This is a genomic window from Methylophilus sp. 13, from assembly GCF_015354335.1.
Lineage (GTDB): Bacteria > Pseudomonadota > Gammaproteobacteria > Burkholderiales > Methylophilaceae > Methylophilus > Methylophilus glucosoxydans.
The window spans coordinates 197,598-220,794 of sequence record NZ_JADKYR010000001.1; the positions used below are offsets into that span (position 1 = coordinate 197,598).

The 23,197-nt window shown below is 51.6% G+C and carries 22 protein-coding genes and 1 tRNA gene; 4 read left to right on the top strand and 19 right to left on the bottom strand.

Annotation, left to right across the window (positions count from 1 at the left end):
• Window positions 1–176: 176 nt before the first annotated feature.
• From argF to INP77_RS00980, 3 genes are all read right to left on the bottom strand, one after another.
• Window positions 177–1,091, bottom strand: a complete 915-nt coding sequence (argF, locus tag INP77_RS00970) for an ornithine carbamoyltransferase (protein ID WP_194746851.1) — start codon at window positions 1,089–1,091, stop codon at window positions 177–179.
• 21 nt (window positions 1,092–1,112) lie between these two features.
• Window positions 1,113–2,303: an aspartate aminotransferase family protein gene (locus INP77_RS00975; RefSeq protein WP_228518627.1), complete on the bottom strand. Its 1,191-nt coding sequence runs from the start codon at window positions 2,301–2,303 to the stop codon at window positions 1,113–1,115.
• A 62-nt stretch (window positions 2,304–2,365) separates the two neighbouring features.
• Window positions 2,366–2,857, bottom strand: a complete 492-nt coding sequence (locus INP77_RS00980) for a urate hydroxylase PuuD (RefSeq protein ID WP_194746852.1) — start codon at window positions 2,855–2,857, stop codon at window positions 2,366–2,368.
• A 535-nt stretch (window positions 2,858–3,392) separates the two neighbouring features.
• Between INP77_RS00980 and mqo the strand changes: the two genes are divergently transcribed.
• Together mqo and INP77_RS00990 are read left to right on the top strand one after the other, a co-directional pair.
• A complete protein-coding gene (gene mqo, locus INP77_RS00985) occupies window positions 3,393–4,880 on the top strand; it encodes a malate dehydrogenase (quinone) (RefSeq protein WP_194746853.1) in 1,488 nt (495 codons plus the stop codon).
• A gap of 99 nt (window positions 4,881–4,979) precedes the next feature.
• A complete protein-coding gene (locus INP77_RS00990; protein WP_368667875.1) occupies window positions 4,980–6,770 on the top strand; it encodes an adenylyl cyclase in 1,791 nt (596 codons plus the stop codon).
• A 47-nt stretch (window positions 6,771–6,817) separates the two neighbouring features.
• Here the strand turns inward: INP77_RS00990 and INP77_RS00995 are convergent, their stop codons facing one another.
• From INP77_RS00995 to rnr, 3 genes are all read right to left on the bottom strand, one after another.
• On the bottom strand, window positions 6,818–8,596 hold the full coding sequence (locus INP77_RS00995) for an ABC transporter ATP-binding protein (RefSeq protein ID WP_194746854.1): 1,779 nt from the start codon (window positions 8,594–8,596) through the stop codon (window positions 6,818–6,820).
• Between the two features lie 18 nt (window positions 8,597–8,614).
• On the bottom strand, window positions 8,615–9,367 hold the full coding sequence (rlmB, locus tag INP77_RS01000) for a 23S rRNA (guanosine(2251)-2'-O)-methyltransferase RlmB (RefSeq protein ID WP_194746855.1): 753 nt from the start codon (window positions 9,365–9,367) through the stop codon (window positions 8,615–8,617).
• A gap of 188 nt (window positions 9,368–9,555) precedes the next feature.
• Window positions 9,556–12,033: a ribonuclease R gene (gene rnr, locus INP77_RS01005; RefSeq protein ID WP_194746856.1), complete on the bottom strand. Its 2,478-nt coding sequence runs from the start codon at window positions 12,031–12,033 to the stop codon at window positions 9,556–9,558.
• A 35-nt stretch (window positions 12,034–12,068) separates the two neighbouring features.
• Here rnr and INP77_RS01010 point away from each other — a divergent pair.
• Window positions 12,069–12,153: transfer RNA gene (locus INP77_RS01010), tRNA-Leu, on the top strand.
• A 140-nt stretch (window positions 12,154–12,293) separates the two neighbouring features.
• Here INP77_RS01010 and INP77_RS01015 read toward each other — a convergent pair.
• The 10 genes from INP77_RS01015 to INP77_RS01060 all read right to left on the bottom strand — a co-directional run bounded on the left by INP77_RS01015 (window position 12,294) and on the right by INP77_RS01060 (window position 19,279).
• On the bottom strand, window positions 12,294–12,896 hold the full coding sequence (locus tag INP77_RS01015) for a hypothetical protein (RefSeq protein ID WP_194746857.1): 603 nt from the start codon (window positions 12,894–12,896) through the stop codon (window positions 12,294–12,296).
• Between the two features lie 150 nt (window positions 12,897–13,046).
• Window positions 13,047–13,415 carry a hypothetical protein gene (locus INP77_RS01020; RefSeq protein WP_194746858.1) on the bottom strand — a complete coding sequence of 123 codons (369 nt, stop codon included), beginning with the start codon at window positions 13,413–13,415 and terminating at the stop codon, window positions 13,047–13,049.
• 137 nt (window positions 13,416–13,552) lie between these two features.
• On the bottom strand, window positions 13,553–14,317 hold the full coding sequence (locus INP77_RS01025; RefSeq protein ID WP_194746859.1) for an MBL fold metallo-hydrolase: 765 nt from the start codon (window positions 14,315–14,317) through the stop codon (window positions 13,553–13,555).
• Window positions 14,308–15,084: a TatD family hydrolase gene (locus INP77_RS01030; RefSeq protein WP_194746860.1), complete on the bottom strand. Its 777-nt coding sequence runs from the start codon at window positions 15,082–15,084 to the stop codon at window positions 14,308–14,310. Before INP77_RS01030 ends, INP77_RS01025 begins: the two co-directional genes overlap by 10 nt.
• A 25-nt stretch (window positions 15,085–15,109) precedes the next feature.
• Entirely contained in the window at window positions 15,110–15,472 is a 363-nt protein-coding gene (locus INP77_RS01035) for a PilZ domain-containing protein (RefSeq protein WP_194746861.1), read from the bottom strand.
• A gap of 124 nt (window positions 15,473–15,596) precedes the next feature.
• A complete protein-coding gene (gene holB, locus INP77_RS01040; protein ID WP_228518628.1) occupies window positions 15,597–16,607 on the bottom strand; it encodes a DNA polymerase III subunit delta' in 1,011 nt (336 codons plus the stop codon).
• Entirely contained in the window at window positions 16,601–17,206 is a 606-nt protein-coding gene (tmk, locus tag INP77_RS01045; protein WP_194746862.1) for a dTMP kinase, read from the bottom strand. The genes holB and tmk overlap by 7 nt, the downstream gene beginning before the upstream one ends.
• A 29-nt stretch (window positions 17,207–17,235) precedes the next feature.
• The gene (mltG, locus tag INP77_RS01050; protein WP_194746863.1) at window positions 17,236–18,240 is read right to left on the bottom strand and encodes an endolytic transglycosylase MltG; all 1,005 of its coding nucleotides are present in this window, start codon (window positions 18,238–18,240) and stop codon (window positions 17,236–17,238) included.
• Entirely contained in the window at window positions 18,227–19,066 is an 840-nt protein-coding gene (gene pabC / locus INP77_RS01055; protein ID WP_194746864.1) for an aminodeoxychorismate lyase, read from the bottom strand. Before pabC ends, mltG begins: the two co-directional genes overlap by 14 nt.
• 9 nt (window positions 19,067–19,075) lie before the next feature.
• Window positions 19,076–19,279 (bottom strand): hypothetical protein, encoded by a 204-nt coding sequence (locus INP77_RS01060; RefSeq protein WP_194746865.1) that lies wholly within the window; start codon window positions 19,277–19,279, stop codon window positions 19,076–19,078.
• Here INP77_RS01060 and INP77_RS01065 point away from each other — a divergent pair.
• On the top strand, window positions 19,278–19,721 hold the full coding sequence (locus tag INP77_RS01065) for a hypothetical protein (protein ID WP_194746866.1): 444 nt from the start codon (window positions 19,278–19,280) through the stop codon (window positions 19,719–19,721). The two genes, INP77_RS01060 and INP77_RS01065, sit on opposite strands and share 2 nt — an antisense overlap.
• A 109-nt stretch (window positions 19,722–19,830) precedes the next feature.
• Here INP77_RS01065 and INP77_RS01070 read toward each other — a convergent pair whose 3' ends face one another.
• The 3 genes from INP77_RS01070 to INP77_RS01080 form a co-directional block, all read right to left on the bottom strand.
• Entirely contained in the window at window positions 19,831–20,325 is a 495-nt protein-coding gene (locus INP77_RS01070) for an aminoacyl-tRNA deacylase (protein ID WP_194746867.1), read from the bottom strand.
• 191 nt (window positions 20,326–20,516) lie between these two features.
• A complete protein-coding gene (locus INP77_RS01075) occupies window positions 20,517–20,891 on the bottom strand; it encodes a nucleotide pyrophosphohydrolase (protein WP_194746868.1) in 375 nt (124 codons plus the stop codon).
• A gap of 34 nt (window positions 20,892–20,925) precedes the next feature.
• A complete protein-coding gene (locus tag INP77_RS01080) occupies window positions 20,926–23,169 on the bottom strand; it encodes a bifunctional diguanylate cyclase/phosphodiesterase (RefSeq protein WP_228518629.1) in 2,244 nt (747 codons plus the stop codon).
• Window positions 23,170–23,197: the final 28 nt, after the last annotated feature.

Consider the following 23,197-nt stretch of genomic DNA (forward strand, 5'->3'; position numbering starts at 1 on the left):
TGTTCTCTGTGGCTAACACATGTTTTTGGCGTCACATTTGTTGTCACGCCAGTCTGGCACGCTTAATTTCAACGTCGTGTCAGAGTGAACCTATAAAAAACAATTTTTTGCCACAGAGATCACAGAGGGCAAGGAGAAAACCACCTTGAAACACTCTGGGTTTCTGTGGTGAAAAATCAAACTTTGCCCAACAACAAATATTCCATCAGCGCTTTTTGCGTGTGCAGTCTGTTCTCGGCTTCGTCCCAGACCACGCTTTGCGCGCCATCAATGACCTCGGCCGAAACTTCTTCACCACGGTGTGCAGGCAAACAGTGCATAAACACGGCATCGGCTTTTGCGACCTTCATCATGTCAACGTCGACTTGCCAATCGGCAAAGTCTTTGCGGCGCTCTTCGTTTTCGGCCTCAAAGCCCATGCTGGTCCAGACATCGGTCGTGACCAGATCGGCGCCGAGAGCAGCCTCCATCGGGTCAGCAAATGACTCGAAATGATCCGTGCCGTACAAGTTAGCGCGCTCTGGTTCGACTTCATAGCCAGGCGGGGTCGATACATGCACATTAAAGTCCAGCACTTCTGCCGCCTGCAACCAGGTGTTACAGACGTTATTGCTGTCGCCAATCCAGGCAACGGTTTTACCCTGGATTGAGCCTCTGTGCTCGATAAAGGTAAAAATATCCGCCAGGATCTGGCATGGGTGATATTCGTTGGTCAGACCATTGATCACCGGCACGCGCGAGTTTTGCGCAAAACGCTCAATGATGCTTTGCTCAAACGTGCGGATCATAACGATGTCACTCATGCGCGAAATCACCTGTGCCGCATCTTCTACCGGCTCGCCACGCCCCAGTTGCGAGTCACGGGTGTTGAGATAGATGGCTGAGCCGCCCAGTTGCTGCATGCCAGCTTCAAAAGACAAGCGGGTACGCGTACTGGCTTTTTCAAAAATCATGACCAGCGTGCGATCGACCAGCGGCCAATATTGCTTGTAATCCTTGAATTGCGATTTAATCCATTTGGCACGGGTAAAGATGTGCTCTATCTCGTCGCGTGTCAGGTCATTAAATTGCAAAAAATGTTTAATACTCATGATGTGTAGACGCTTGCGTAATCAAGCATTTGCCTTTAAGAAATTTAAAATCAGGGGCGTTAACCTGCTTACCAACTCATCTGCTTCCTGCTTATTCATGATCAGCGGTGGTAACAAACGAATCACTTTTTCTGAGGTGACGTTAATCAACAATTTGGCTGCCAACGCCTGCTTGACCAGCTCGGCACACGGCCTGTCGAGTTCAATGCCTATCATCATGCCGGCATTGCGTACATTGACCACACCAGCCTCGCCTTTGAGCGCAAGCGTAAACTGTTCGCGAATATAGTCGCCAACCGTCTGTGCGTTTTCACGTAATTGTTCTTCGGCAATGATGTTCAGCGTGGCCATGCCAGCGGCTGTGGCCAGCGGGTTCCCGCCAAAGGTAGAGCCATGCTTGCCAGGCGTAAAGGTTTCTGCAGCCACGCCACGTGCGACACAAGCACCAATTGGCACGCCTGAGCCCAAGCCTTTGGCCAATGTCATCACGTCCGGCAGGATGCCACTGTGCTGAAAAGCAAACCAAGTCCCGGTTCTGGCAATGCCTGACTGGACTTCATCCAGCATCAGCAACCAGCCATTGGCATCGCACAGCGCGCGTAAGCCTTGCAAATAGGCTTTCAAACTGGCTGGAATATGAATCCCGCCCTCGCCTTGCACTGGCTCAACGAGAATAGCCACCACATTGTTTTTATGGGCTGCAATTGCTTTGACGGCTTCAATATCATCAAAAGGCACGCGGACAAACCCGCTTACCAAGGGCTCAAAACCGGCTTGCACCTTACGGTTACCGGTCGCCGACAAAGTGGCCATGGTCCTGCCATGAAAGCTTTGATCCATGACGATGATTTCAGGATGGTCTATGCCTTTGTTGTGTCCGTACAAACGCGCCAATTTAATCGCGGCCTCATTGGCTTCACAGCCTGAGTTACAGAAAAATACGCGATCCATGCCAGACAACTCGGCCACTTTGTCGGCCAACGCAGCTTGTTCTGCAATCTGGTAAATATTGGAGACATGGATCAGTTTGGCGATTTGTGCATTGAGCGCCGCTACAAATTTGGGATGGGTATGCCCCAAGCCATTCACCGCCACGCCAGACAGCGCATCCAGATAGCGATCACCGGCAGTGTCTGTGAGCCAGACGCCCTCACCTTTAACAAAGGTCACTGGCTGTCTGCCATAGGTGTTCATTAAATGTTCCGAATGCATTTCAAACCCTTTTTCAAAAAACAAAAACGGCGGCTTAAGCCGCCGTAAACGTCTTAAACCCGCTAAAACCCTAATACGGCTCGATGACTCAACCCATTGGCCATAAAAAACAGCATGGGCAAGGAAAGCATCAAGTTCGTGCGTGAGGCCAGCATGGCAACACGTCTTGGATTGTTTTTCGCCTGTTCATCGGCTGCCACCATGCCAAGTATTTTTTTCTGATTGGGCCAAATCAGCACCCAAACATTAAACAGCATAATGGTCCCCAGCCAGGCGCCCACACCAATCAATTCAAACCCGCCTCGCAAGGCGAACGCATCGGTAAAATGTGGGCCCAACAATGCCGCACCCGCCAGCCAAGTCACCACAGCAGACCAACGAAACCACAGTAAGGCACGTGGCGCGATATGTTTGTTAATACCCGCAGCCGTACCGTCTGCTGCGGCCGCTTTCAAGCCTGCCATTTGCACCAGATTAAAATAATAAAGCAGGCCCACCCAGGTAATGCCTGCCAATACATGAAACCATCTTGCGAGTGCCGGAACCAGTTCCATCGTATCAGCCTCCTGCAACCACAAAATTTTTGAGGAAAAAAACCAGCGCCAGCGTGAGCAATACACCAGAGAGAACGGATCCTGCAACAGATTCCAACGGATTTTTCATATACACCCCAACCCTTTTGTGTTTTTAAGCCTGATCGGACTAGATCCGCATGGTGGCTATGCCGGCTAGCCACTCGCAAACATTTTCATGCGCCTAAATTTAGGTGTCTCAAGAGCATAACGACTGCCATGAGACAACACCAAATCGGAAATTCAGATCAACGACCCAGTAAATCTTGTTCCAGTCAAATCCGGTTGAAGATAAACCCAAGCCAGGCTTGATTTTTTTGTGGTTTTGAACCTTTTTAATTTCATCCTTAAGCTTACCGTAAAAGCAATTTATTGACAAGTTAGCCCCAGGCTTATTGGCATGCGTCACGAAAGCATCAAGTTTAGATGATACGCGTGGTTTTTCGATTTATAATGCGCGGCGTCAATATAATTTGCGCCCAATCTGCAGGCGCGACAATGAAGGGACACTCGCACCATGGCAACAACAGACATCGATGTCGTGCTGGTTGGCGGCGGCATTATGAGCGCAACGCTGGCGTCTCTATTGCATAGACTCGACCCGACCTTAAGCATATGCATGGTGGAGCAACTCGAAGACGTTGCGCTTGAAAGTTCTGATGCACTGAATAATGCAGGCACTGGCCATGCGGGGTATTGTGAGCTCAACTACACCCCCAAAAACCGGCAGGGAGAGATTCAGATTCGGCGCGCACTGGAGATCAACGCCGCCTTTGAGATGTCTCTGCAATATTGGTCTACCCTAACAAAAGAAGGGGTACTGCAAGCGGCAGCATTTATCCAGCGCGTCCCGCACCTGAGTGCGGTTTGGGGTGCAGAAGATGGTGCTTTTTTGCGTCAGCGATTTGAGTTATTGCAAGCACATCCTTTATTTGCAGAGATGCAGTGGAGCAACCAGCCGGAAACCCTGAACGAGTGGATGCCCCTGATGATGCGTGGCCGTGAAAGCGGCGTGCACATGTCTGCCACACGCGTCGCCCATGGCTCGGATGTCAATTTTGGCGCACTGACAAGGCAGTTGGTGACTCACCTCAAGACACAAGCCAACTTTACCTTGCTCACCCAATCCCGCGTGACCAAGCTCAAGCAAGTGAACAAGCGCGAAAAACATCCCTGGCAAGTTCAAGTGCAGGATCTGGTCACCGGTAAAAAACAAACTCTGGAGGCCCAGTTTGTGTTTTTAGGTGCCGGCGGCGGCGCCTTGCCCTTGTTGCAGCAGTCGGGGATCCCTGAAGCGAATGGCTATGGCGGTTTTCCGGTCAGTGGCCAATGGTTGATTTGTAATGAACCCTCGCTGATCAACACTCATCATGCCAAGGTTTACAGCCAGGCTGCGGTCGGCGCACCACCCATGTCGGTGCCGCATCTGGATACGCGCATGATACAAGGCAAGCCTGCCCTGCTATTTGGGCCCTATGCCGGATTCACCACGCGCTTTCTCAAGCAAGGCTCGCGTTTCGACCTGGCCAAATCTGTCAAAGTCAGAAACATCAAGAGCCTGCTCGGTGCGGGCCGACACAATCTGGACCTGACCAAATACCTGATCAAGGAAGTGTTTCAAACACATGAGCAGCGCATGTCTGCCTTGCGCGTATTTCTGCCTGCGGCCGATAGCCAGCACTGGCAATTGGCGCACGCCGGGCAGCGGGTACAAATCATCAAGCGCTGCCATCAGCATTGGGGCAAACTCGAATTTGGCACTGAGATTGTGGCCAGCGCCGATGGCAGCCTGGCGGCCTTGCTCGGCGCTTCGCCTGGCGCATCGGTGAGCGTCCAGGCCATGCTGGATGTATTACAGCGCTGTTTTGCCAAACGCATGCAAAGCCAGACCTGGCAAGAGACGCTCAAGTCCATGCTTCCCTCCTATGGCGAATCATTGATTGACGATGCGCAACTGCTGGCACGTGTGCGTAGTGAAACCTTGAGTACCTTGCAACTGGGTTAGTTTGCTGAACTAGCTCAGCAGGTCTGGCAACCCGGGATCGCACCACCCATTGCTGACGGCCATGCAAGCCAACAAAATTTGAATTTTCTGGACAATAGCGTGGTCCTGACTAGAGGACTTGTAAGAGAAAGCGAACTGTTTATGTATTCCGGGATTGCCGACAAAACACTGTTTACCCTATTTGGCGCGGGCCTCACCGCTTTGTTTTTAGCCGGATGTCAGGCGGATGCCCATAAAGTGCAAGCCAGTGCCCCCGACTTTGGCGAGAACGTGTTTGTGCTCGACCCACAAATGCCGGCGGAAGAAGTGCAGGCCAGGCTGGATGCCCTGTTCAAACAACAAGAAAGTAACCAGTTTGGGCCTGAACGCTATGCGGTATTGTTCAAACCGGGCGTCTACCATAACAAGATCAAGTTGGGCTTTTATACCCAACTCATGGGTCTGGGCCGCTACCCTGATGACGTCATGTTGCAGGGCGGGATTGAGGTCAAGGCCACCTGGCACGAAGAAGATGCCACACAAAATTTCTGGCGTAGCGTAGAGAACCTGTCGGTGACGCCGGATAATGGCACCATGCAATGGGCGGTGTCGCAAGCTTCACCGCTACGCCGTCTGCATGTGCGTGGCAATATGTTGCTGGATGATAATGGCGGCTGGTCCAGTGGCGGCTTTATCGCTGACAGCCTGATTGACCAGCAAGTCAATTCGGGCACCCAGCAGCAATGGTTAACCCGAAACAGCAACATTGGCAGCTGGACCAATGCCAACTGGAATATGGTATTTGTTGGCGTCAAGCATGCCCCGGATGCGTCGCATTGGCCTAACCCACCCTATACCGACGTCCCGCAAACGCCTATCGTACGCGAGAAGCCGTTTTTGACAGTGACCGCGGCTGGTGAATACCAGGTTTACGTCCCACCCTTGCGTCAGCAGACGCAAGGCATCAGTTGGCAAGACGCCCACCTGGACGGCACGACGATTCCCTTGCGCCGTTTTTATATTGCCAAAGCGGCAACAGATAACGCTGACAGCCTGAATGCGGCGCTTGCCAAAGGTCTGCATCTGTTGCTGACGCCGGGCATTTACCCGCTAGACAAAGCCCTCAACATTTCGCGCGCCAATACCGTGGTGCTCGGCTTGGGCATCGCCACCCTGCTGCCTACGCATGGCAACCCCGCCATGCAAGTGCAAGATGTCGATGGCGTGATCCTTGGCGGCCTGCTGTTTGATGCAGGTGAGAAAAACAGTGAGGTGTTATTGCAAGTTGGCCAAAGCAAAACCGCCACCTCGCATGCCCAAAACCCGATCAGCCTGCATGATGTGTTTTTCCGGGTAGGCGGCGCCAGCGTGGGCAATGCCACGCATAGCGTCATCATCAATAGCAATCACGTGATTGGCGATAACTTGTGGGTATGGCGCGGCGACCATGGCAACGGCATCGGCTGGTCTATGAATAAAACCAAGCATGGCATCGTGGTGAACGGGGATGATGTCACCATGTATGGCTTGTTTGTCGAGCACTTCCACGACTACCAAACCGTGTGGAATGGCGAAAATGGCGCCGTGTACTTTTACCAGAGTGAAGCGCCCTATGATGTCCCCAACCAGGCCAGCTGGATGAATGGCAGCAGCAACGGCTTTGCCTCCTACAAGGTGGCTGATCACGTCACACAGCACAAGGCTATCGGCATGGGTGTGTACTGCTTTTTTAATGACAATCCGGAAGTCAAACTGACTAGCGCGATTGAGGCACCGCTGGGCGAACATATCCAGTTTGAGCGCATGACCAGCGTTTCGCTGGGCGGGACAGGCGAAATCACACATGTGCTCAATACCAGTGGCGACGCTGCCAAACCAGGCAGTGAAGTGTCTCGCCTGTTGAAGCCTTAACGTATTCCCTTGTGAGCGCCTGCATTTAGCTGCAGGCGGCTCAAATATTAGCTGGCCTGCTGACCATACAAGCGTTGATAGACACTGCCGGCCTGCTGCACCAGCGTGTCATGCTGTCCTTCCTCAATGATGCGGCCCCCATCAAACACCAGCACGCGGTCAGCCTCTTTCACGGCAGATAATCTGTGAGCAATGATGATGGTCGTCCGCCCACGCAAAAAAGTGCGCATTGCCTGATGCAGCAAAGCTTCTGTATGCGTATCCAGCATGGAGGTCGCCTCATCCAAGATGACGATTTGCGGCTGTTTCAGCATCATGCGAGCAATCGCCAGCCGTTGACGTTGGCCACCGGACAAGCGCACCCCACTGCGCCCGAGCTGCGACGCCAGCCCTTGTGGCAAATCGCGCACAAATTGCGCTAGTTGCGCAATTTCAAGCGCCTGCCATAAGGCATCATCCGAATAAGCGGTCTCCAGACTCAGGTTTTGGCGCACGCTGTCATTAAACAACATGGGTTGTTGCAGCACCACGCCCAAGTGTTCGCGCACTTGTGCATAGCCCAACTGCTCAATCGGCTGGCCGTTGAATAAGATCTGCCCCTGAGTGGGAGCATATAAGCCCAGCAACAGTTGCACCAGGGTGGACTTGCCCGCGCCTGAGACGCCGACCAGCGCCACTTGCTCACCCGGTGCAATATCCAGCGTCACGTCGGCCAGAATAGGATCGCCTTCGCCATAAGCAAAGGTCACGTTTTGCAGGCGGATTGCTGCGGGTGAATGTGCATCCAGGGCTTGTACGGTGGCAGGATAATGGGGTTCTTCATCCGCCGCCAAAACCTGGTTGATCCGACCCAGCGCCGCCTTGGCGGCGTAATAAGAGACTTGCACCGACAACAGCTCTTGCACCGGGCCCATCATGAACCACAAGTAGCCAAACACAGCGATCATCTGGCCGACAGACAAGTTGGAAAACACCACCATCAACATGGCGACGGCACGAAAAATCTCAAAGCCAAATAAAAACACGCCGAATGACAAACGCGCCAAAGCATCAGACTTCCAGCCGGAAGCCGTTGCGGCGGCTCTGACTGCTTCAGCCGCCTGCTTGGCTTTATCCAGAAAGCGGCGGTCACTATTGCTGGCCCGCAGTTGCTGCATCACTTCCAGCGTCTCGTTCACCGATTGCGACAAAACTTCAAAGGCGCCATTTTCTCGCTGCTTCCAGGCTTTGACCTTTTTGCCCAAGATCATGGTCAGCGCGATCACAAACGGATTCAAGAACAGGATAATCAACGCCAGTTGCCAATGCATCCAGAGCAAGACACCAGCCACGCCAATCACGCTTAAGACGGCGACCAGCACTTTGGCGATGGTCTCGCCTAAAAACTTGTCCAGCGTCTCAATATCGGTGAGCAACCTGGCAGTGACTTGACCTGCACCCAGGCTTTCATAGACTTGCATGCGTATCCTGCCCAGTTTATCCAGCAGCATTTGCCGCACCCCCAGCGTCACCTGTTTGGATAAGCCGACAAAAATACGGGTGGTCGCCACGCCGAGTAACACACTACTTAAGCGCAAGCTGATCGTGAACACCGTTACCACCACGATAATAGCAATCGGCCCCAGCCATTCGGCGGGGAGCAGCGCCGTCATCAATTTCGTAAGTTTACCCGGTTGGTGCAGTAATACCTCATCCACCAGCAAGGGCATCAATAGCGGAATCGGTACCGCCACCATCGCCCCGCAAAAAGCCAGGCATTGCCCCAACCACAAACGGCGGGCCTGCTGGCGCAGTTGCTGCCATAAATCCTGCAAGCTTAGGGTCATGGGGATTGAGGTCTTTAGTTAGACGGCCAAGACGCGCTGACGGCGAATCTCGTATAACGCAATGCCACTGGCCACACTCACATTCAGGCTCTGTACCGTGCCAAACATGGGGATGGTAATCAAGGCATCACACGTTTCCTCGGTCAATCGACGCATGCCATCGCCCTCAGCCCCCATCACCAGGGCAATAGGACCTTGCAGCTTGGTATTGTGCAGAGAGCCTGGCGCATCCATGGTAGTGCCAACAATAAACACCCCCGCTTCTTTCAGCTCGCGTAAGGTGCGCGCCAGATTGGTCACGGCAATAAATGGCACCGTTTCGGCCGCACCACTGGCTACCTTGCGCACCGTGCCATTCAGGCCGACAGATCGATCTTTGGGTGCAATAATCGCATGCACGCCCATGGCATCGGCCACACGCAAACAAGCCCCAAGGTTATGCGGATCTTGCACACCATCCAGCACCAGGAAGAACGGCGGTTCATCCAGATCAGACTCCAGCACATCGTGGATATCCTTGTAAGGCATGGGCGTTTCTATCACGCGCGCAATCACGCCCTGATGGCGGCCATGCGCACCGATAAAGCCATCCAGGCGCTGGCGATCCGCCTGAATCACGCGGATATTCTGCCCTTTAGCCATCTCAAGCAAATCACGCATCCGCGCGTCTACCCGGTCCTGGTCAATAATAATTTCCTGAATGCTGCTACCATGCTGACGCATGCGACTCAACACCGCATGAAAACCAAACAAAATGCGGGCTTCCGACATAATCACTCCTAAATTTTTGATCTCTTTTGCTTATGCTTTGGCAAAAGTGAAAATACGAATCGCGCAGAGGCAGCCACATTCACTGCCCCGTGCGCGACGAGATGCCCCAAGCAGGGCAATATTGCATTAACCGCTATTATCCCAGATTTTTCATAAAGCAATTTTTCAATCTGATTGAACGGCTGGGATTATCGGGCTTTCGCCTTGGGTTTGCCTTTATTTTTTTGCGCAGAATGGCGGCCCTTGTCTTTGGCTGAGCGGCTTCTGGCCGGAGCAGGTTTGCTCGCAGCGGGCTTTTCTGCGGTGCTGCGAGACGTGCTGGTGCCGGATCTGGTTGATTTTTTGGCTGGTCGTTTAGCCTTTTTGGGTGCTTCCCACACTGCGGGCACCACCTTTTCAACCGGCTTGGCAGACCGTGTCTTTTTCACGCTGGACACGGCCAACGATTCAGCGACAGTACCATCTGCCGGATCAACCACGCCCTCTGACTTGCCGACCAGTGTAAAGTCAATACGCGTGGTTTCAAGATCCACACGCACCACCTTCACGGTTAAGCGGTCGCCTAAACGATAGCGCACGCCGGTGCGCTCGCCCACCATCTCATGACGGGCTTTGTCATGGATGAAGTAGTCATTGCCCAGGTCGGTGACATGCAGCAAGCCTTCCACATAAACCTCATCAAGCGCCACAAACAAACCAAAGCTGGTGACACCTGCCACTGTGCCACTGAACACCTCACCCACCTTATCCTGCATGTAAAAGCATTTGAGCCAGTTCGTCACATCGCGGGTTGCGTCGTCGGCACGGCGCTCGGTCATGGAACAGTGCACGCCAAGGTGATGCCAGTCTTTGGCCTGATAACGTTTACCCTCAACCACTGCCTTGATCGCTCTATGCACCAGCAAGTCAGGATAGCGGCGGATCGGCGAAGTGAAATGCGTATACGCCTCATACGCCAGGCCAAAGTGGCCGACGTTATCCGGGCTGTACACCGCCTGCTGCATCGAGCGTAACAAGACCGTCTGTAATAACTGCGCATCCGGACGTTCTTTGATACGCTGCATGAGTTTGGCGTAGTCTTTGGCGTGCGGGCTCTCGCCCCCACCCACACCAAAACCAAATTCGCCCATAAACAGGCGCAAGGCCTCCAGTTTTTCTGGCGTAGGCCCCTCATGGATACGGAACAGGCAGGTCTGCTCGTTTTTGAGCAAAAAGTCAGCGGCACAGACGTTGGCCGCCAGCATGCACTCTTCAATCAGTTTGTGCGCATCGTTGCGTACCACCGGCACAATCTTGTCGATTTTGCCATTATCGTTAAACACCATCATGGTTTCAGTGGATTCAAACTCCACCGCACCACGTTTTTCGCGTTGTGTCAGCATGAGCCTAAACACGCTGTTGAGGTTCTGCAAATGCGGTAACAGCCAGGTATATTCCTCACTCAACGCAGCATCTTCGCCCTGCAATAAAGCAGCGACTTTGGTATACGTCATGCGCGCTTTAGACCGCATCACCGACGGGTAAAACTGGTATTGCTTGACCACGCCCTGCCCGTCCACCTGCATATCGCACACCATGCACAATCGCTCAACATCCGGGTTCAACGAACACAGCCCGTTAGACAAAGCCTCTGGCAACATCGGGATCACACGACGCGGAAAATACACCGAGTTGCCGCGGTCAAACGCCTCTTTATCCAGCGCATCCCCAGGCTGCACATAAAAACTCACGTCCGCAATCGCCACCACCAGGCGCCAACCTTTGCCTTGCGGCTCAGCAAACACAGCATCGTCAAAGTCACGTGCGGTTTCACCATCAATCGTAATCAAAGCCAAATCACGCAAATCCTTGCGGCCTTTATAATCTTTGGCTTGTACGGTTTTAGGAAAGTCTTCTGCCTGCTTGAGCGCCGCAGGATTGAATTGATGCGGCAAATGATGCTTGCGCAAGGCAATCTCAATCTCCATGCCGCTATCCGCATAATTGCCCAAAATCTCGACAATCTTGCCCATGGGGTTAGAGTGCGAAGAAGGATATTCGGTTAACTCAACCGTCACCACCTGTCCCACTTGCGCATCCATATCCAGATGGTAAGGAATCAGGATATCCTGGCTGATACGCTTGTCTTCAGCCGCAACGATGGTCACGCCCTGGGCGCGAATCACACGCCCCACCAGGGTCTTATTCGCCCGCTCAAGCACCTCAACCAGCTTGCCCTCAGGCCGACCTCTGCGGTCCACCCCAGCCAACCGCACCATGGCGCGGTCGCCATGCATGACCAAGGTCATTTCCTTGGGGCCTAAAAAGATATCTTCAGGATTTTTGGTTTTATCATCGGGGACCAGGAAACCATAACCATCGGTATGCCCGAACACGGTCCCCGCAATCAAATGGATTTTATCCGGCAAACAAAACGCACCCTTGCGGTTACGCATTAACTGGCCATCGCGCTCCATCGCGCCCAACCGGCGGTTAAAAATGTCACGCTCATCATGGCTGATATCGAGCATCACATAAATCTGCTCAGCACTCAGGGGAATGCCCTGGTCTGACAACAACTGCAACACCAACTCGCGACTAGGCAACGGTGTTTGATACAACTCAGCTTCTCGCTGCGCCTGCGGGTCATTTGCACGCAGGGATTTTTTAGTTTTTCTGGTTGACAATATTTATTCTTCCTTTAAAATGCACAGCTTCTTTAGCCCAGATGGCGAAATTGGTAGACGCGCTAGTTTCAGGTACTAGTGTTTAACGACGTGGAGGTTCGAGTCCTCTTCTGGGCACCATCAAGCAGCTTTCCAGCTGTGCCAAATTAGACTCCCAAGCAAACAATGTTTTTTGTGTATTACAAAGAATTTTCTTGGCTGTTTTTTGAATCAACATGTGGTCAGTTTAACACTCTTTGGTAATTGACTCTGTTTAAACTTCAAAACCTATATTCCTTTTTTCTTCTATCAAAAATAACAATTAGAAAAACCGAAATTATCATAGCACCCCATGGGTAGGCCCATTTCATCACCCAAGGTGTCTCCTTAAAGCTGGGTAAAATTAGTCCTATGAGTAGGAAAAATGAAGACACGAACATTATTCCGCCCATCGCACTTGCCCTACCAGAGGTCATGGTGACTACCAAAAAAAAGCTTAAAACCAGCCAAGGAAATAAAATATAAATACTCTTTGTAAACCACTCAGGGAACGAATACCTTGTAGTTAAACTTGCCCCATCCACACCTAGATAGCTTTTATAATTTACCTGAGAGTTAAACCCAGCTACTAGGCTTTTAAAGGATTCATTTAGCACCTTGTCATTTTCCTCCAAGTTTAGCTTTTCAGATAATGTTACTAATTGATCGAAAATTTTAACTTGCTTATCAAGCCTCTCCAGAGCAAAGTGCTGTGTATACGCTTCATATGCAAAGATTGCACTAATCAGAAGAAACAGCAAAACGAATGTAAATGTGAGTCGAGACCATGTGAAGTTAGTTAGAAGCCGTTCAAAGTAATCAATTAGACTATTTATAATAATCATCCATCATTGATTATTTAATTGTCTAAATTATAAGCAAAATTTAAGCGGCATGGCATTGCAACATAAACCTCGCATAATCATTACTGGTTAATGGAAAAATAAAAAAGCCCCGGTCTGCCGAGGCTTTTTTTAATCCAGCAACTGAATTGCCTAGCGATTATTAAAGAACCCAATATTCATCACTCTGTCATTCACAAAAGTGACTTCGGTTTCTTTGTACGTGTTCTTTTTGTCGTATTTGACCAGGTTTTTGTAGTACCACATCTCAACCTGTACAGGTTTTGAGCTGTCTTGTTGTTTGCCGATGCCTGCGATCATGCTGTTGGCGTTGGTGGGTTTGACGGATTGCTGTTTTTTAAAGGGTTGGCCGAGTTTTTCGAGCACCACTTTTTTGGATTTGCCGCTAAAGCCGTTGATAAAGTCGTTTTCATCGTAGGTTTTGCCTGCCAGTGCGCTGGTTGCAGCCAAAGCGAGTGTGGCGGTGACCAAAGCGGTCATAAGATGGGTGTATACCTTCATGTTTACTTCCTGTTATCCAAAATCAAATTGCTGAATTATTGTTTTGTGCAAGTATAACTGTTTATGTCTGGCTTTGGTTGACCTGGCTAATGAGCCAGTTGGCTTCAGGGCAAGATTTAAAGCCCTTGGTGCACCGTTTAAAAATCAAGTTGCATGCCGTCATAACCGACCTGGACATTGGCAGGCACCCTGGCTTGCAGGGCCTGATATTCAAGCTCATGGGTCATATGAATGAGCACATTGCGCTTGGCGCCTATGCGCTCAATCAAGGCCAGTGATTGCTCAACGTTGACATGCGTGGGGTGCGGTTTTTCGCGCAGGCAATCTATGAGCAACAGGTCTACCCCTTGCAGCAAGGCATACGCGCTTTCCGGGATATCGGAGACATCGGTCATGTAGACAAAGTTAGCGATACGGTAGGCGTAGATGCGGATTTTGCCGTGCATGATGGGGATGGGGATAATCTGCTGACCAGCCGCTTCAAACGGGCCCTCGACGGTATGTGCAGCCAAAACGGGCAAGTCCCAGTAAGTGGGGATGGGGTCACGCAGCGTGTAGCCAAACTTTTCCTGAATATGGGTAATCGCCTCGGGATAACTGTAAAGCGGAATCTGGCAGCGGTTGATCTGGCAAAACGCGCGTAAATCATCAATGCCGTGCAGATGATCTGCATGGGTGTGGGTGTACAGCACGGCATCCACCCTGCGCATCTGTTGGCGTAAAGCTTGCAGGCGCAGGTCTGGCGAGGTGTCTATGAGGATCACCCGGCCGTCATCCAGCGTGACCATGCTAGAGCAGCGTGTGCGCTTGTTGCGCGTATCGGTCGAGCTGCAGGTGGTGCATTGGCAGCCGATCGCGGGCGTGCCAGCGCTGGAGCCTACGCCTAATATGGTCAGTTGCATGGCTGGGCGTGCTTGAACAGTTTAAAAAAGTTAGCGGTGGTTGCGTCCATGATCTGCTGTAATGGCTGCTCGCGCAGGCGCGCAATTTCTTCTGCCACATGCCGCACATACGCGGGCTGATTGGTTTTGCCACGGAACGGGATAGGTGCCAGATAGGGGGAGTCGGTTTCGACCAACATGGATGCCAACGGCACTTTTTGCGCGACGTCTTTGAGCGCCTGGGCATTTTTAAAAGTCACGATGCCAGAAAACGAGATATAGAAACCCATGGCAATCGCGGCCTGAGCCACCTCCCAGCTTTCTGTAAAGCAGTGCATGACGCCCCCAACCTCGGCCGCGCCCTCCTCCTGCATAATCTTGATCGTATCCTCGGCCGCATTACGGGTATGGATGATCAAGGGTTTACCCGTCTGCCTTGCCGCCCGGATATGCGTTCTGAAGCGCTCGCGCTGCCAGGACAAATCACCAGTTAAACGGAAGTAATCCAGTCCGGTTTCGCCAATCGCCACCACGCGTGGATGATTGGCCAGTTCAACCAGGCCTTGTACGGTAGGCTCGGTAATGTTTTCGTAATCAGGATGCACGCCGACTGAGGCATAAATGTTGGGATACTGCTCGGCAATGGCAAGTACTTCGGGGAATTTATCCAGCGTGACCGAGACGCACAAGGCATGCCCCACCTGGTTGCTGCGCATGCTCTCCAATACTTGATCCATGTTCTGGACCAGCTCGGGAAAATTCAGGTGGCAATGGGAATCTACTAACATATTCTTTCTGTCTGCGTGCTAATCACTAAATGGTATTCGACGGTCGGCTAGATTTGAGTGCGGCACCCAAGATAGATTCAATCCGTTTTTTGGCTTCGGCACCGCCATCTTTGTCACTAAACTGAATGCCTATGCCTTGCGGCTTGTTGTTGACCGCCTGCGGCGTGATCCAGATCACCTTACCTACCACTTTGAGCTTGTTTGGATCATTGAGCAAAGTGAGCAACATAAACACTTCTTCGCCCATTTTAAAAGACTTGCTGGTGGGGATAAACAAGCCCCCGCCTTTGACAAAAGGCATATACGCCGCAAACAGGGCGGCTTTTTCTCGAATCGCCAGCGACAACACACCAGGTTTTGCCGCGGTAGAAGGTTGCATCTCGGTCATGACATCAGCTCCAGAGTACGTGAGCGGTTAATGAAGGATACAGGGATAGTGACTACTTGAGCACAATACTGCGTTGCACGTTGTTGTTTCTAACACCGCGCGCCTTGCATCTGATCTCGCGCACTCACTTATTCGGTTTATCCTCAAATATTTTTTTGTATTGCAACAACAGCTGCTCCAACTGCAACTCCTGATTGAGCGGATGTTGTGCGGTCATTTTAAAACGATTTAGCTGTTGCTGAAACGCCAGCAGCCGCGATAACTGCACACGCCCGGCCAGCCCCTGCAAAGCTGTTGCCTCTGAGGGGTGGTAGCGCAGGGGTTGCTGATGGCAGGACAACCACACGTCCAGCAACCACTTTTGCAGCACTTGTATCGCCGCTTCCATGCCTTGCTTGATCAGCACCGGCACCGCAGCCACCACGTCAATCTCGGCACCGCGGCGTAAGTGCGGTTGAAACTGCTGATACCAGGCATACCAGTCCAGGTCGTCTTGCAGCACGGTAATAGGCGCCCCGCCACTGTAGTGCCAGAGCCATTCGGGTTGAGCAATGCCTTGTGACTGCATCCATTGCAAGCCTTGTGATTCACTGGGAACTGGCATCTCCACCTGCATGCAGCGGCTCAGGATGGTCGGCAGCAACGCTTGTCTTTGATGTGAGACCAGCAAAAACTGCGTGCGTTGCGGCGGTTCTTCCAGCAACTTGAGCAAGGCATTGGACGCCGCGACATTCATGGCTTCCAGCGGGTGAATCAACACCACGCGCATGCCTTCAACACGGTGACTGCTCAGCGATAAATAATCATGCAAGGCGCGAATCTGGTCGATGAGGATTTGCTGCCGCTTGCGGGTTTTCTTTTTGCTGCCCTCAGCGCTGTCTTCATCTTCTGGCGTGATCTCCCTAAAATCAGGATGCGCGCCTTCGGATAACCAGTGACAAGACTGACACTGACTGCAAGCATGGCAGTGTTCAGGCTGCAAGCACAGCAAGGCAGCGGCCATCGCGCGCGCAAAAGCCAGTTTGCCGATGCCGGTTTTGCCATGCAACAACAGCGCATGGTGACGTGACTGGCCTGCTTGCATCCATTGTGCAAATAACGTGGCCTGCCATGGGTATTCTTGGGAAATCAACATTGGCGGATGATTTCTACAACACTCTGCTGCACGTCAAGCAGGGGGCGATTGGCATCTATGACTCTGAAGCGTTGCGGATATTGGGCAGCCCGCGCCAGATATTGTGCGCGCAGCCGCTCAAAAAATGCCGCGCCCTGCGCTTCAAATTTATCCGGGGTGCGTGCGCCCGCCAACCGTTGCAGACTCACCTCTACCGGCACATCAAACAGCAAGGTCAGGTCTGGTTGCAAATCGCCCAGCACCCACTGCTCAAGCTGCTGCATTTTTTCCATGGCCAGGCCACGTGCGCCACATTGATACGCATAAGAAGCATCGGTAAAACGGTCTGACAGCACAATCGCGTCACGCTGCAAGGCGGGCAGAATGACTTGCTGCAAATGCTCGGCGCGCGCTGCAAACATCAGCAGCGACTCAGTCTCCACATGCATCTCACGATGCAAGAGCAAGGCACGCAGCTCTTCGCCCAAAGCCGTGCCACCTGGTTCGCGCGTGGACACCACTTCTCTGCCGGTCGCTTGCAGCAACTCCAGAATAATGGGGATATGCGTACTTTTACCCGCGCCATCCATGCCTTCCAGCGTAATAAACAACCCTGCCATGTCCCGATTTCCCTTTAACTTTACGACAACTATTTTTTTAACTGGTACGCCCGCACCGCCTGGTTATGCGCTTCGAGTGTCGCGGTAAACACATGCCTGCCCTGGCCGTTGGCAACAAAATACAAGGCGTTGGTATTGGCCGGATGCAATGCCGCCTGAATCGAGGCCAGGCCAGGCAAAGCAATCGGCGTCGGCGGCAAGCCGCTGCGCGTATAGGTGTTATACGGCGTATCCGCCAGCAAGTCTTTTTTGCTGATATTGCCACTGTAACGCGTGCCCATGCCATAAATCACGGTGGGGTCAGTTTGCAGGCGCATGCCTTTGCGCAGGCGGTTCACAAACACACCGGCAATCTGCGGCCGTTCTTCTTCCACACCGGTTTCTTTCTCTACAATCGAGGCCATGATTAAGGCCTCATACATGGTACGGTAAGGCAGGCCCGATGCGCGTTGCTCCCACGCCTGATTCAAGTGCTGCACCATTTTTTGATAAGCGCGCTTATACAAATCAAGGTCACTGCTTTGCGCATCCAGAAAATACGTATCCGGGAAAAACCAGCCTTCGGGGGCATCGTTCTGGCCACTCACCTGTTGCATCAGTTCCTGGTCGGACAACATGAGCGTGTCATGGCGAATACCTGTCATTTGCGCCAGCTTTTGCCTGAAATCGGCAAAGGTTTTACCCTCGGTCAATTGCAGTTTGAACTGGTCAAACGTGCCATGCTTGAGCACATCAATGAGGCCCATCACTTGCAAGGGCGTATTAAAGGCATAATCGCCCGCCTGCAACTTGTTGGCACTGCCCGTGAGTTTCACCACCAGCAAAAAACTGTAAGGCTCGGTGAGCACGCCTGAAGCCACCAACTGGTCGGCAATCGCACGCACACTGGCCCCGGCAGGAATTTGCATGCCTATGGTTTCTGAGGCCATGGGCAGCGGGCGGATCAAAAAGATCACGATCCAGATGGCTAATGCCAGTGTCGTCAGGCCCAACAAGGCCAGACTGTATTGAAAAAAACGTTTAATGAACAACATAATGCAACTGGGTTCTGAGGGTGTGTGCCCAATCATTGTGTGCCAATGGCTGCGCATCAAGCTGCGTCACCTGTAATACGCCATAGACACTGTTGGTGATAATCACGGCATCGGCAGTGAGCACATCTTGTACGGTCAACCGGGTCAAGCTGACCGGCTGGCCTTGCGTTTTATACCAGTCCAGAATTTTTTGCCGCATAACCCCGGCCACGCCACACTGGTCCAATATCGGGGTCATGACCTGCCCGGCCTTGTGAATAAAAAGATTGCCGCTCACTGCTTCGACCACCTGATCCTGGTAATCCAGCATCAAGCCGTCAAAAAAGCGGGGGTCTTTCAGTTCGGCCCGGGCCAAGACATTTTCTAGCCGGTTTAAGTGCTTGATGCCCGCTAACAAAGGCTGACTGGCCAGTCGGGTCTGGCACTGATAGAGCGCGACCCCATGGGTGTATATGGCCTCAGCATAGACTGGCAAAGGGCTCCAGACAAACACGCGGGTTGGTTCGGAAATGGCGGGGGGCGCATAGCCGCGGGCACCATCACCACGCGTAATGATGATTTTGACTACGCCGGATAATTTGGTCTCATCCTCACCGGCAGACATCAGGCTTTTGAATTCTTGCATCAGCAATTCAGCCGACGGACAGACCATCAGGATTTTGCTGCAATCCGCAACTAGGGTTTGATAATGCAGGGGCCAGTCTTGTAGTTCACCATCGAGCAGGCGCATGGTGCGAAATATGCCATCGCCATAAGCAAAACCGCGGTTGGTCGGGCTCACGCCGCTCACCAGTCTCCCATTCACGCAGTAACGCACCAAACTCATGTTTCGCCATTAAATATCTGTGTTTCTAACAAGGCTGAACCTTACCATAAATCTGCTGGCACTGACGGGTGGCTGGCCAAAAATGCAGGCCAGCACACTGGAAAAATGCGGCAAATTAAAAGAATTAAAGGGTGTTCTAAAGTTTTTTTCTGGCATGCCGTTAACAAGATACGCGGTAATGTGAGCGAAATAATGATTAAGGGCTTCGATCATGTCTATTTCAAGTATACAAAACAGCAATGTGTCGTCGTTATTGAACAAGGCTTACAACACGGATAACAGTGCTGCGACCGGCAAGGTGCAAACCACGGACAGCAAACAGGCTGATGAGACTCCGCAAACTGCGGCAGAAGCCGCTGTTGAAAGCGCCAAAGTGATTCTTGGGGGCCAACAGGCGCCACAAACCTACACAGCGCAAGGCTTGATGCAGCAATTACGCCAGTACCAGCTCGACAACGCTACAGTAATGTTTGGGGACAACAGCGACGACGCCAATCAGGATGCACTGCCCGGTATGCTTGGCAATAACGCTGTGGAGTCAGACAGCAGCAGTCAGGACTGGGCTAGCACCATCAGCAAGAACCCAGGTCAGGCAGCCGTGATGGTCGAGCGCAGTAAAAGTAACTCCCTGAATACGATCTTCAACAACAAATAAGTCGGCGATCCGCTCAGCCTGAACGACGTCTGGACGCACCGCGCAGCAGGCGAATCTTAACGTCCCTGCGGCGTCAGCATTTTTTATGCTGAGCGGTTTTAACCGGAGGTTAAACCTTCACAAACTGCCCAACCGGGTGCGCACTCAATAGGGCTTGCAAATCACTGCCACTCAGCGCCAGTGCATAGCCCAGCACACCACTGCCAATCACCACCCGATCGTAACTCAACACGCTTTGGTCAACCAGCACGCGCAAACCAGCGGGCAAGGCAATCGGCGGCACTGCGCCAACCACATAGCCGGTGGCCTCAGGTACTTCGTCATATTCTGCCATACGGCACTTACGCTCACTCAAGTGCGCGCGCAACAAGGCCCAATCGGCACGGCCAGCTCCCGCCACCGCGAGCAGACTAAAGCCAGTATGCTCCCCTTTAAACACGACACTACGCACGACCGATTGTGGATCCAGGCCTTGTGCTGTTAGCAGCTCTTCTAGGCTGCGAATCGGTTTTTTGTCTTCGCTGAGCGGGATTTCGATGACCTCGAACGCGATGTGTTGCTGCTCGAGCAAACGGGTTACCGGGGAATCTAAAGTTACACGCATGGCTATTCCTTCAATATAACAAACTACATTAAATTCAACATTTAAATGCGCGGGTGCTTCTATCAATGCAAGTTGCTAAGCCAGACAAGACGCGACTAAAAAGTTTTGACGTCGCATATAGCGGATATGTAAGGAGACATTTTTTATACGCAACGCAGTATAGCGACGGAAATTGAGTTTATAGAAGTGCCCTATTGATATTCTGTATATTTAGCATTGCTCCCCTTGCATTTCTCAACCGGGTATTTTTGCGCATTCAACTCGATCTTGGCATGGGTGGCTGCAATCAAGTCTATGCCACACACCTCGGCAATCCGCAGCAGGTAAACAAAGGTGTCGGCCAGCTCTTGCCCAACTTTTTCGCGCGTGGCGGCATCCAACTGGCGGCTGTTATCCTCAGTCATCCATTGAAAATGCTCTACCACTTCTGCCGCCTCAACTATCATGGCCATGGCCAGATTTTTTGGGGAATGGAACTGCGCCCAGTCACGTGCCTGCACAAATGCATTAATGCGCTCACGCAAATTCAGTAAAGAGTCAGTCGTTTGGTGTTGGTGTTCAGTCATAAATAAACTCAATAAAACAATAAGATGGGAAGCTTTATTGCTGCGCAAGCAACGCTGCAAATTCATCGGCAGGCAAGGGTCGGCTAAATAGATAACCTTGCATCTCGTCACAGTCATGCGATTGCAGAAATTCGAGCTGTGCCTGGGTTTCTACCCCTTCTGCGATCACTGTTAATCCCAGACTTTGTGACATTTTGATAATCGCAGTGACAATTGCCGCATCGTTAGCATCCACTTGTATATCACGAATAAAGCTTTTATCGATTTTAATGGTATTTACCGGCAATAGCTTGAGATATGACAGGCTGGAATATCCTGTCCCAAAATCATCTACTGATAACCGGACACCCATCTCTTTGAGCTTGTTCAAATCGTTAATCACGGTCACCTCAGTCTGAATCGCAACGCTTTCAGTCACCTCCAGTTCGAGATGATAGGGTTGCAGGCCCGTTTGTAATAACACTTTAGTCACTTCTTGTGTAAAGTGCGCATGGTGCAACTCAACCACCGAAACATTAATCGCAATGGGAATCTCGGGCAAACCGGAGTCTTGCCACTTTTTATTTTGCGTACACGCCTCGCGCAATACCCAATGACCAATGCCTCTGATCAAGCCAGAGTCTTCGGCAATCTTGATAAAACGATCTGGCATCATCATACCCCATTGCGGATGCACCCATCGGATCAGAGCCTCAGCGCCGATGATCTTGCCGGTTTTGATGCTGACTTTTGGCTGATAAAAAAGCAGTAACTCATTGTTTGATATTGCTTTTTGCAAACTGTTTTCCATCGTAAGCTGAGCCGCGACACGTGCACTCATTTCCTTGGTAAAAAACTGGTAATTATTTCTACCTGAATTTTTGGCATGATACATTGCCGCATCTGCATGTCGTGTCAGCACATCGACATTGTCGCCATCATCAGGATATACGGCAATCCCAATACTGGCCGTGATAAACAACTCGTGATTTGCGATGCTGATCGGGTCCTTGATGGAAAACAGTATTTTTTGTGCGATTTCGGCTGGGACGGCATCATCTGTTAACTCTGGCAACAACACTACAAACTCATCCCCGCCCTGGCGACTGAGCGTGTCAGAGGCACGAATGCACATTTGCAGCTTTTTGCTCAATACTTTGAGCAATTGATCGCCCACTTCATGGCCCAGGGTATCATTCACCCGCTTGAAGTGATCTATGTCAAAAAACAGAATGGCCAGCTTGGAACCCCTTCTTTTCGCTGCACTGATCGCTTGCGTAATACGGTCTGTCAGTAACAGTCGATTCGGTAAGTCGGTCAGATAATCATGCTCGGCAAGGTAGGTCATTTTTTGTGCCATCTGACGTGCATCACTCACATCATGAAACACCAGCACGACCCCTAGAATATTGCCATCCTGATCACGAATCGGCGCCGCAGAATCTTCAATCGCATATTCAGCGCCAGATTTGGCGATCAGCAAGGTATGATTGGCCAGTCCGCAGACCTTGTTGTGCGCCAGCACCACATCCACCGGGTTGGCTGCCAGCTTGCGGGTGCTTTCATTCAAAATCCTGAACACCTCCAGAATCGGCCGCCCCGCTGCCTCAGCTTTGCTCCAGCCTGTCATTTTTTCGGCCACTGGATTCAGATAAGTCACCTCGGACTGCATATTGGTGGTGATCACCGCATCGCCGATGGACTCCAGCGTGACAATTGCCAATTGTTTCTGTTTAAACAACTCAAGTTCTGTGCGTTTTCTTTGTTCGATCTCCTGTCTTAAACTCGCATTGATATTGCTCAGATCTTCTGTACGCGCCTTGACCAGATGCTCAAGATTCAAATTCAATTTTGCCAAGGCCTGTTCTGCGAGCAATCGTTTCTGCACTTCGGACTCTAGCCTGGCAATGGTTGTTTTTAGCTGCTTGGTACTGGTAATCGTCAACGCAACTGGCATCAAGCGCCAAAGCATCACTGCCGTGATCCCTGAAGCCACGGCTGTTAAGCATTTCATTGTGGCATCAAGCCAATAGGCTGGCTCCCAAATGGTTGCAATTGCAATCAAATGCGTTGTTCCACAGGCAAAGATAAACAGGGAAAACATGAAAAATACCCAGTTAAACTCCAAGTCAGCGCGTTTTTTAACCAGATAAAGCAATGCCATCGGAATCGTATAGTAAGAAATCGCAATGACAGTGTCAGAAACAACATACATCCACAACAGGACGGGCGTCCATAAATAGCAGTGGCCATGGGGCATGAAGTTATCAGGGACCAACAAACTCAACAAAGCATCCATAGCAGCCTCTTAGTTGACTCTTAATTGT

What these genes read in the sequence shown, in the direction of transcription:
- INP77_RS01070 (WP_194746867.1), bottom strand. Translation starts at nt 20,325, where the DNA reads ATGCGTGTAACTTTAGATTCCCCGGTAACCCGTTTGCTCGAGCAGCAA.
- INP77_RS00980 (WP_194746852.1), bottom strand. Translation starts at nt 2,857, where the DNA reads ATGGAACTGGTTCCGGCACTCGCAAGATGGTTTCATGTATTGGCAGGC.
- tmk (WP_194746862.1), bottom strand. Translation starts at nt 17,206, where the DNA reads ATGGCAGGGTTGTTTATTACGCTGGAAGGCATGGATGGCGCGGGTAAA.
- INP77_RS01025 (WP_194746859.1), bottom strand. Translation starts at nt 14,317, where the DNA reads ATGCAACTGACCATATTAGGCGTAGGCTCCAGCGCTGGCACGCCCGCG.
- mqo (WP_194746853.1), top strand. Translation starts at nt 3,393, where the DNA reads ATGGCAACAACAGACATCGATGTCGTGCTGGTTGGCGGCGGCATTATG.
- argF (WP_194746851.1), bottom strand. Translation starts at nt 1,091, where the DNA reads ATGAGTATTAAACATTTTTTGCAATTTAATGACCTGACACGCGACGAG.
- INP77_RS00995 (WP_194746854.1), bottom strand. Translation starts at nt 8,596, where the DNA reads ATGACCCTAAGCTTGCAGGATTTATGGCAGCAACTGCGCCAGCAGGCC.
- INP77_RS01060 (WP_194746865.1), bottom strand. Translation starts at nt 19,279, where the DNA reads ATGATCGAAGCCCTTAATCATTATTTCGCTCACATTACCGCGTATCTT.
- INP77_RS00975 (WP_228518627.1), bottom strand. Translation starts at nt 2,303, where the DNA reads ATGCATTCGGAACATTTAATGAACACCTATGGCAGACAGCCAGTGACC.
- INP77_RS01030 (WP_194746860.1), bottom strand. Translation starts at nt 15,084, where the DNA reads ATGTTAGTAGATTCCCATTGCCACCTGAATTTTCCCGAGCTGGTCCAG.
- rlmB (WP_194746855.1), bottom strand. Translation starts at nt 9,367, where the DNA reads ATGTCGGAAGCCCGCATTTTGTTTGGTTTTCATGCGGTGTTGAGTCGC.
- INP77_RS01035 (WP_194746861.1), bottom strand. Translation starts at nt 15,472, where the DNA reads ATGACCGAGATGCAACCTTCTACCGCGGCAAAACCTGGTGTGTTGTCG.
- mltG (WP_194746863.1), bottom strand. Translation starts at nt 18,240, where the DNA reads ATGTTGTTCATTAAACGTTTTTTTCAATACAGTCTGGCCTTGTTGGGC.
- INP77_RS01075 (WP_194746868.1), bottom strand. Translation starts at nt 20,891, where the DNA reads ATGACTGAACACCAACACCAAACGACTGACTCTTTACTGAATTTGCGT.
- INP77_RS01065 (WP_194746866.1), top strand. Translation starts at nt 19,278, where the DNA reads ATGTCTATTTCAAGTATACAAAACAGCAATGTGTCGTCGTTATTGAAC.
- INP77_RS01080 (WP_228518629.1), bottom strand. Translation starts at nt 23,169, where the DNA reads ATGGATGCTTTGTTGAGTTTGTTGGTCCCTGATAACTTCATGCCCCAT.
- holB (WP_228518628.1), bottom strand. Translation starts at nt 16,607, where the DNA reads ATGTTGATTTCCCAAGAATACCCATGGCAGGCCACGTTATTTGCACAA.
- INP77_RS01020 (WP_194746858.1), bottom strand. Translation starts at nt 13,415, where the DNA reads ATGAAGGTATACACCCATCTTATGACCGCTTTGGTCACCGCCACACTC.
- INP77_RS01015 (WP_194746857.1), bottom strand. Translation starts at nt 12,896, where the DNA reads ATGATTATTATAAATAGTCTAATTGATTACTTTGAACGGCTTCTAACT.
- pabC (WP_194746864.1), bottom strand. Translation starts at nt 19,066, where the DNA reads ATGAGTTTGGTGCGTTACTGCGTGAATGGGAGACTGGTGAGCGGCGTG.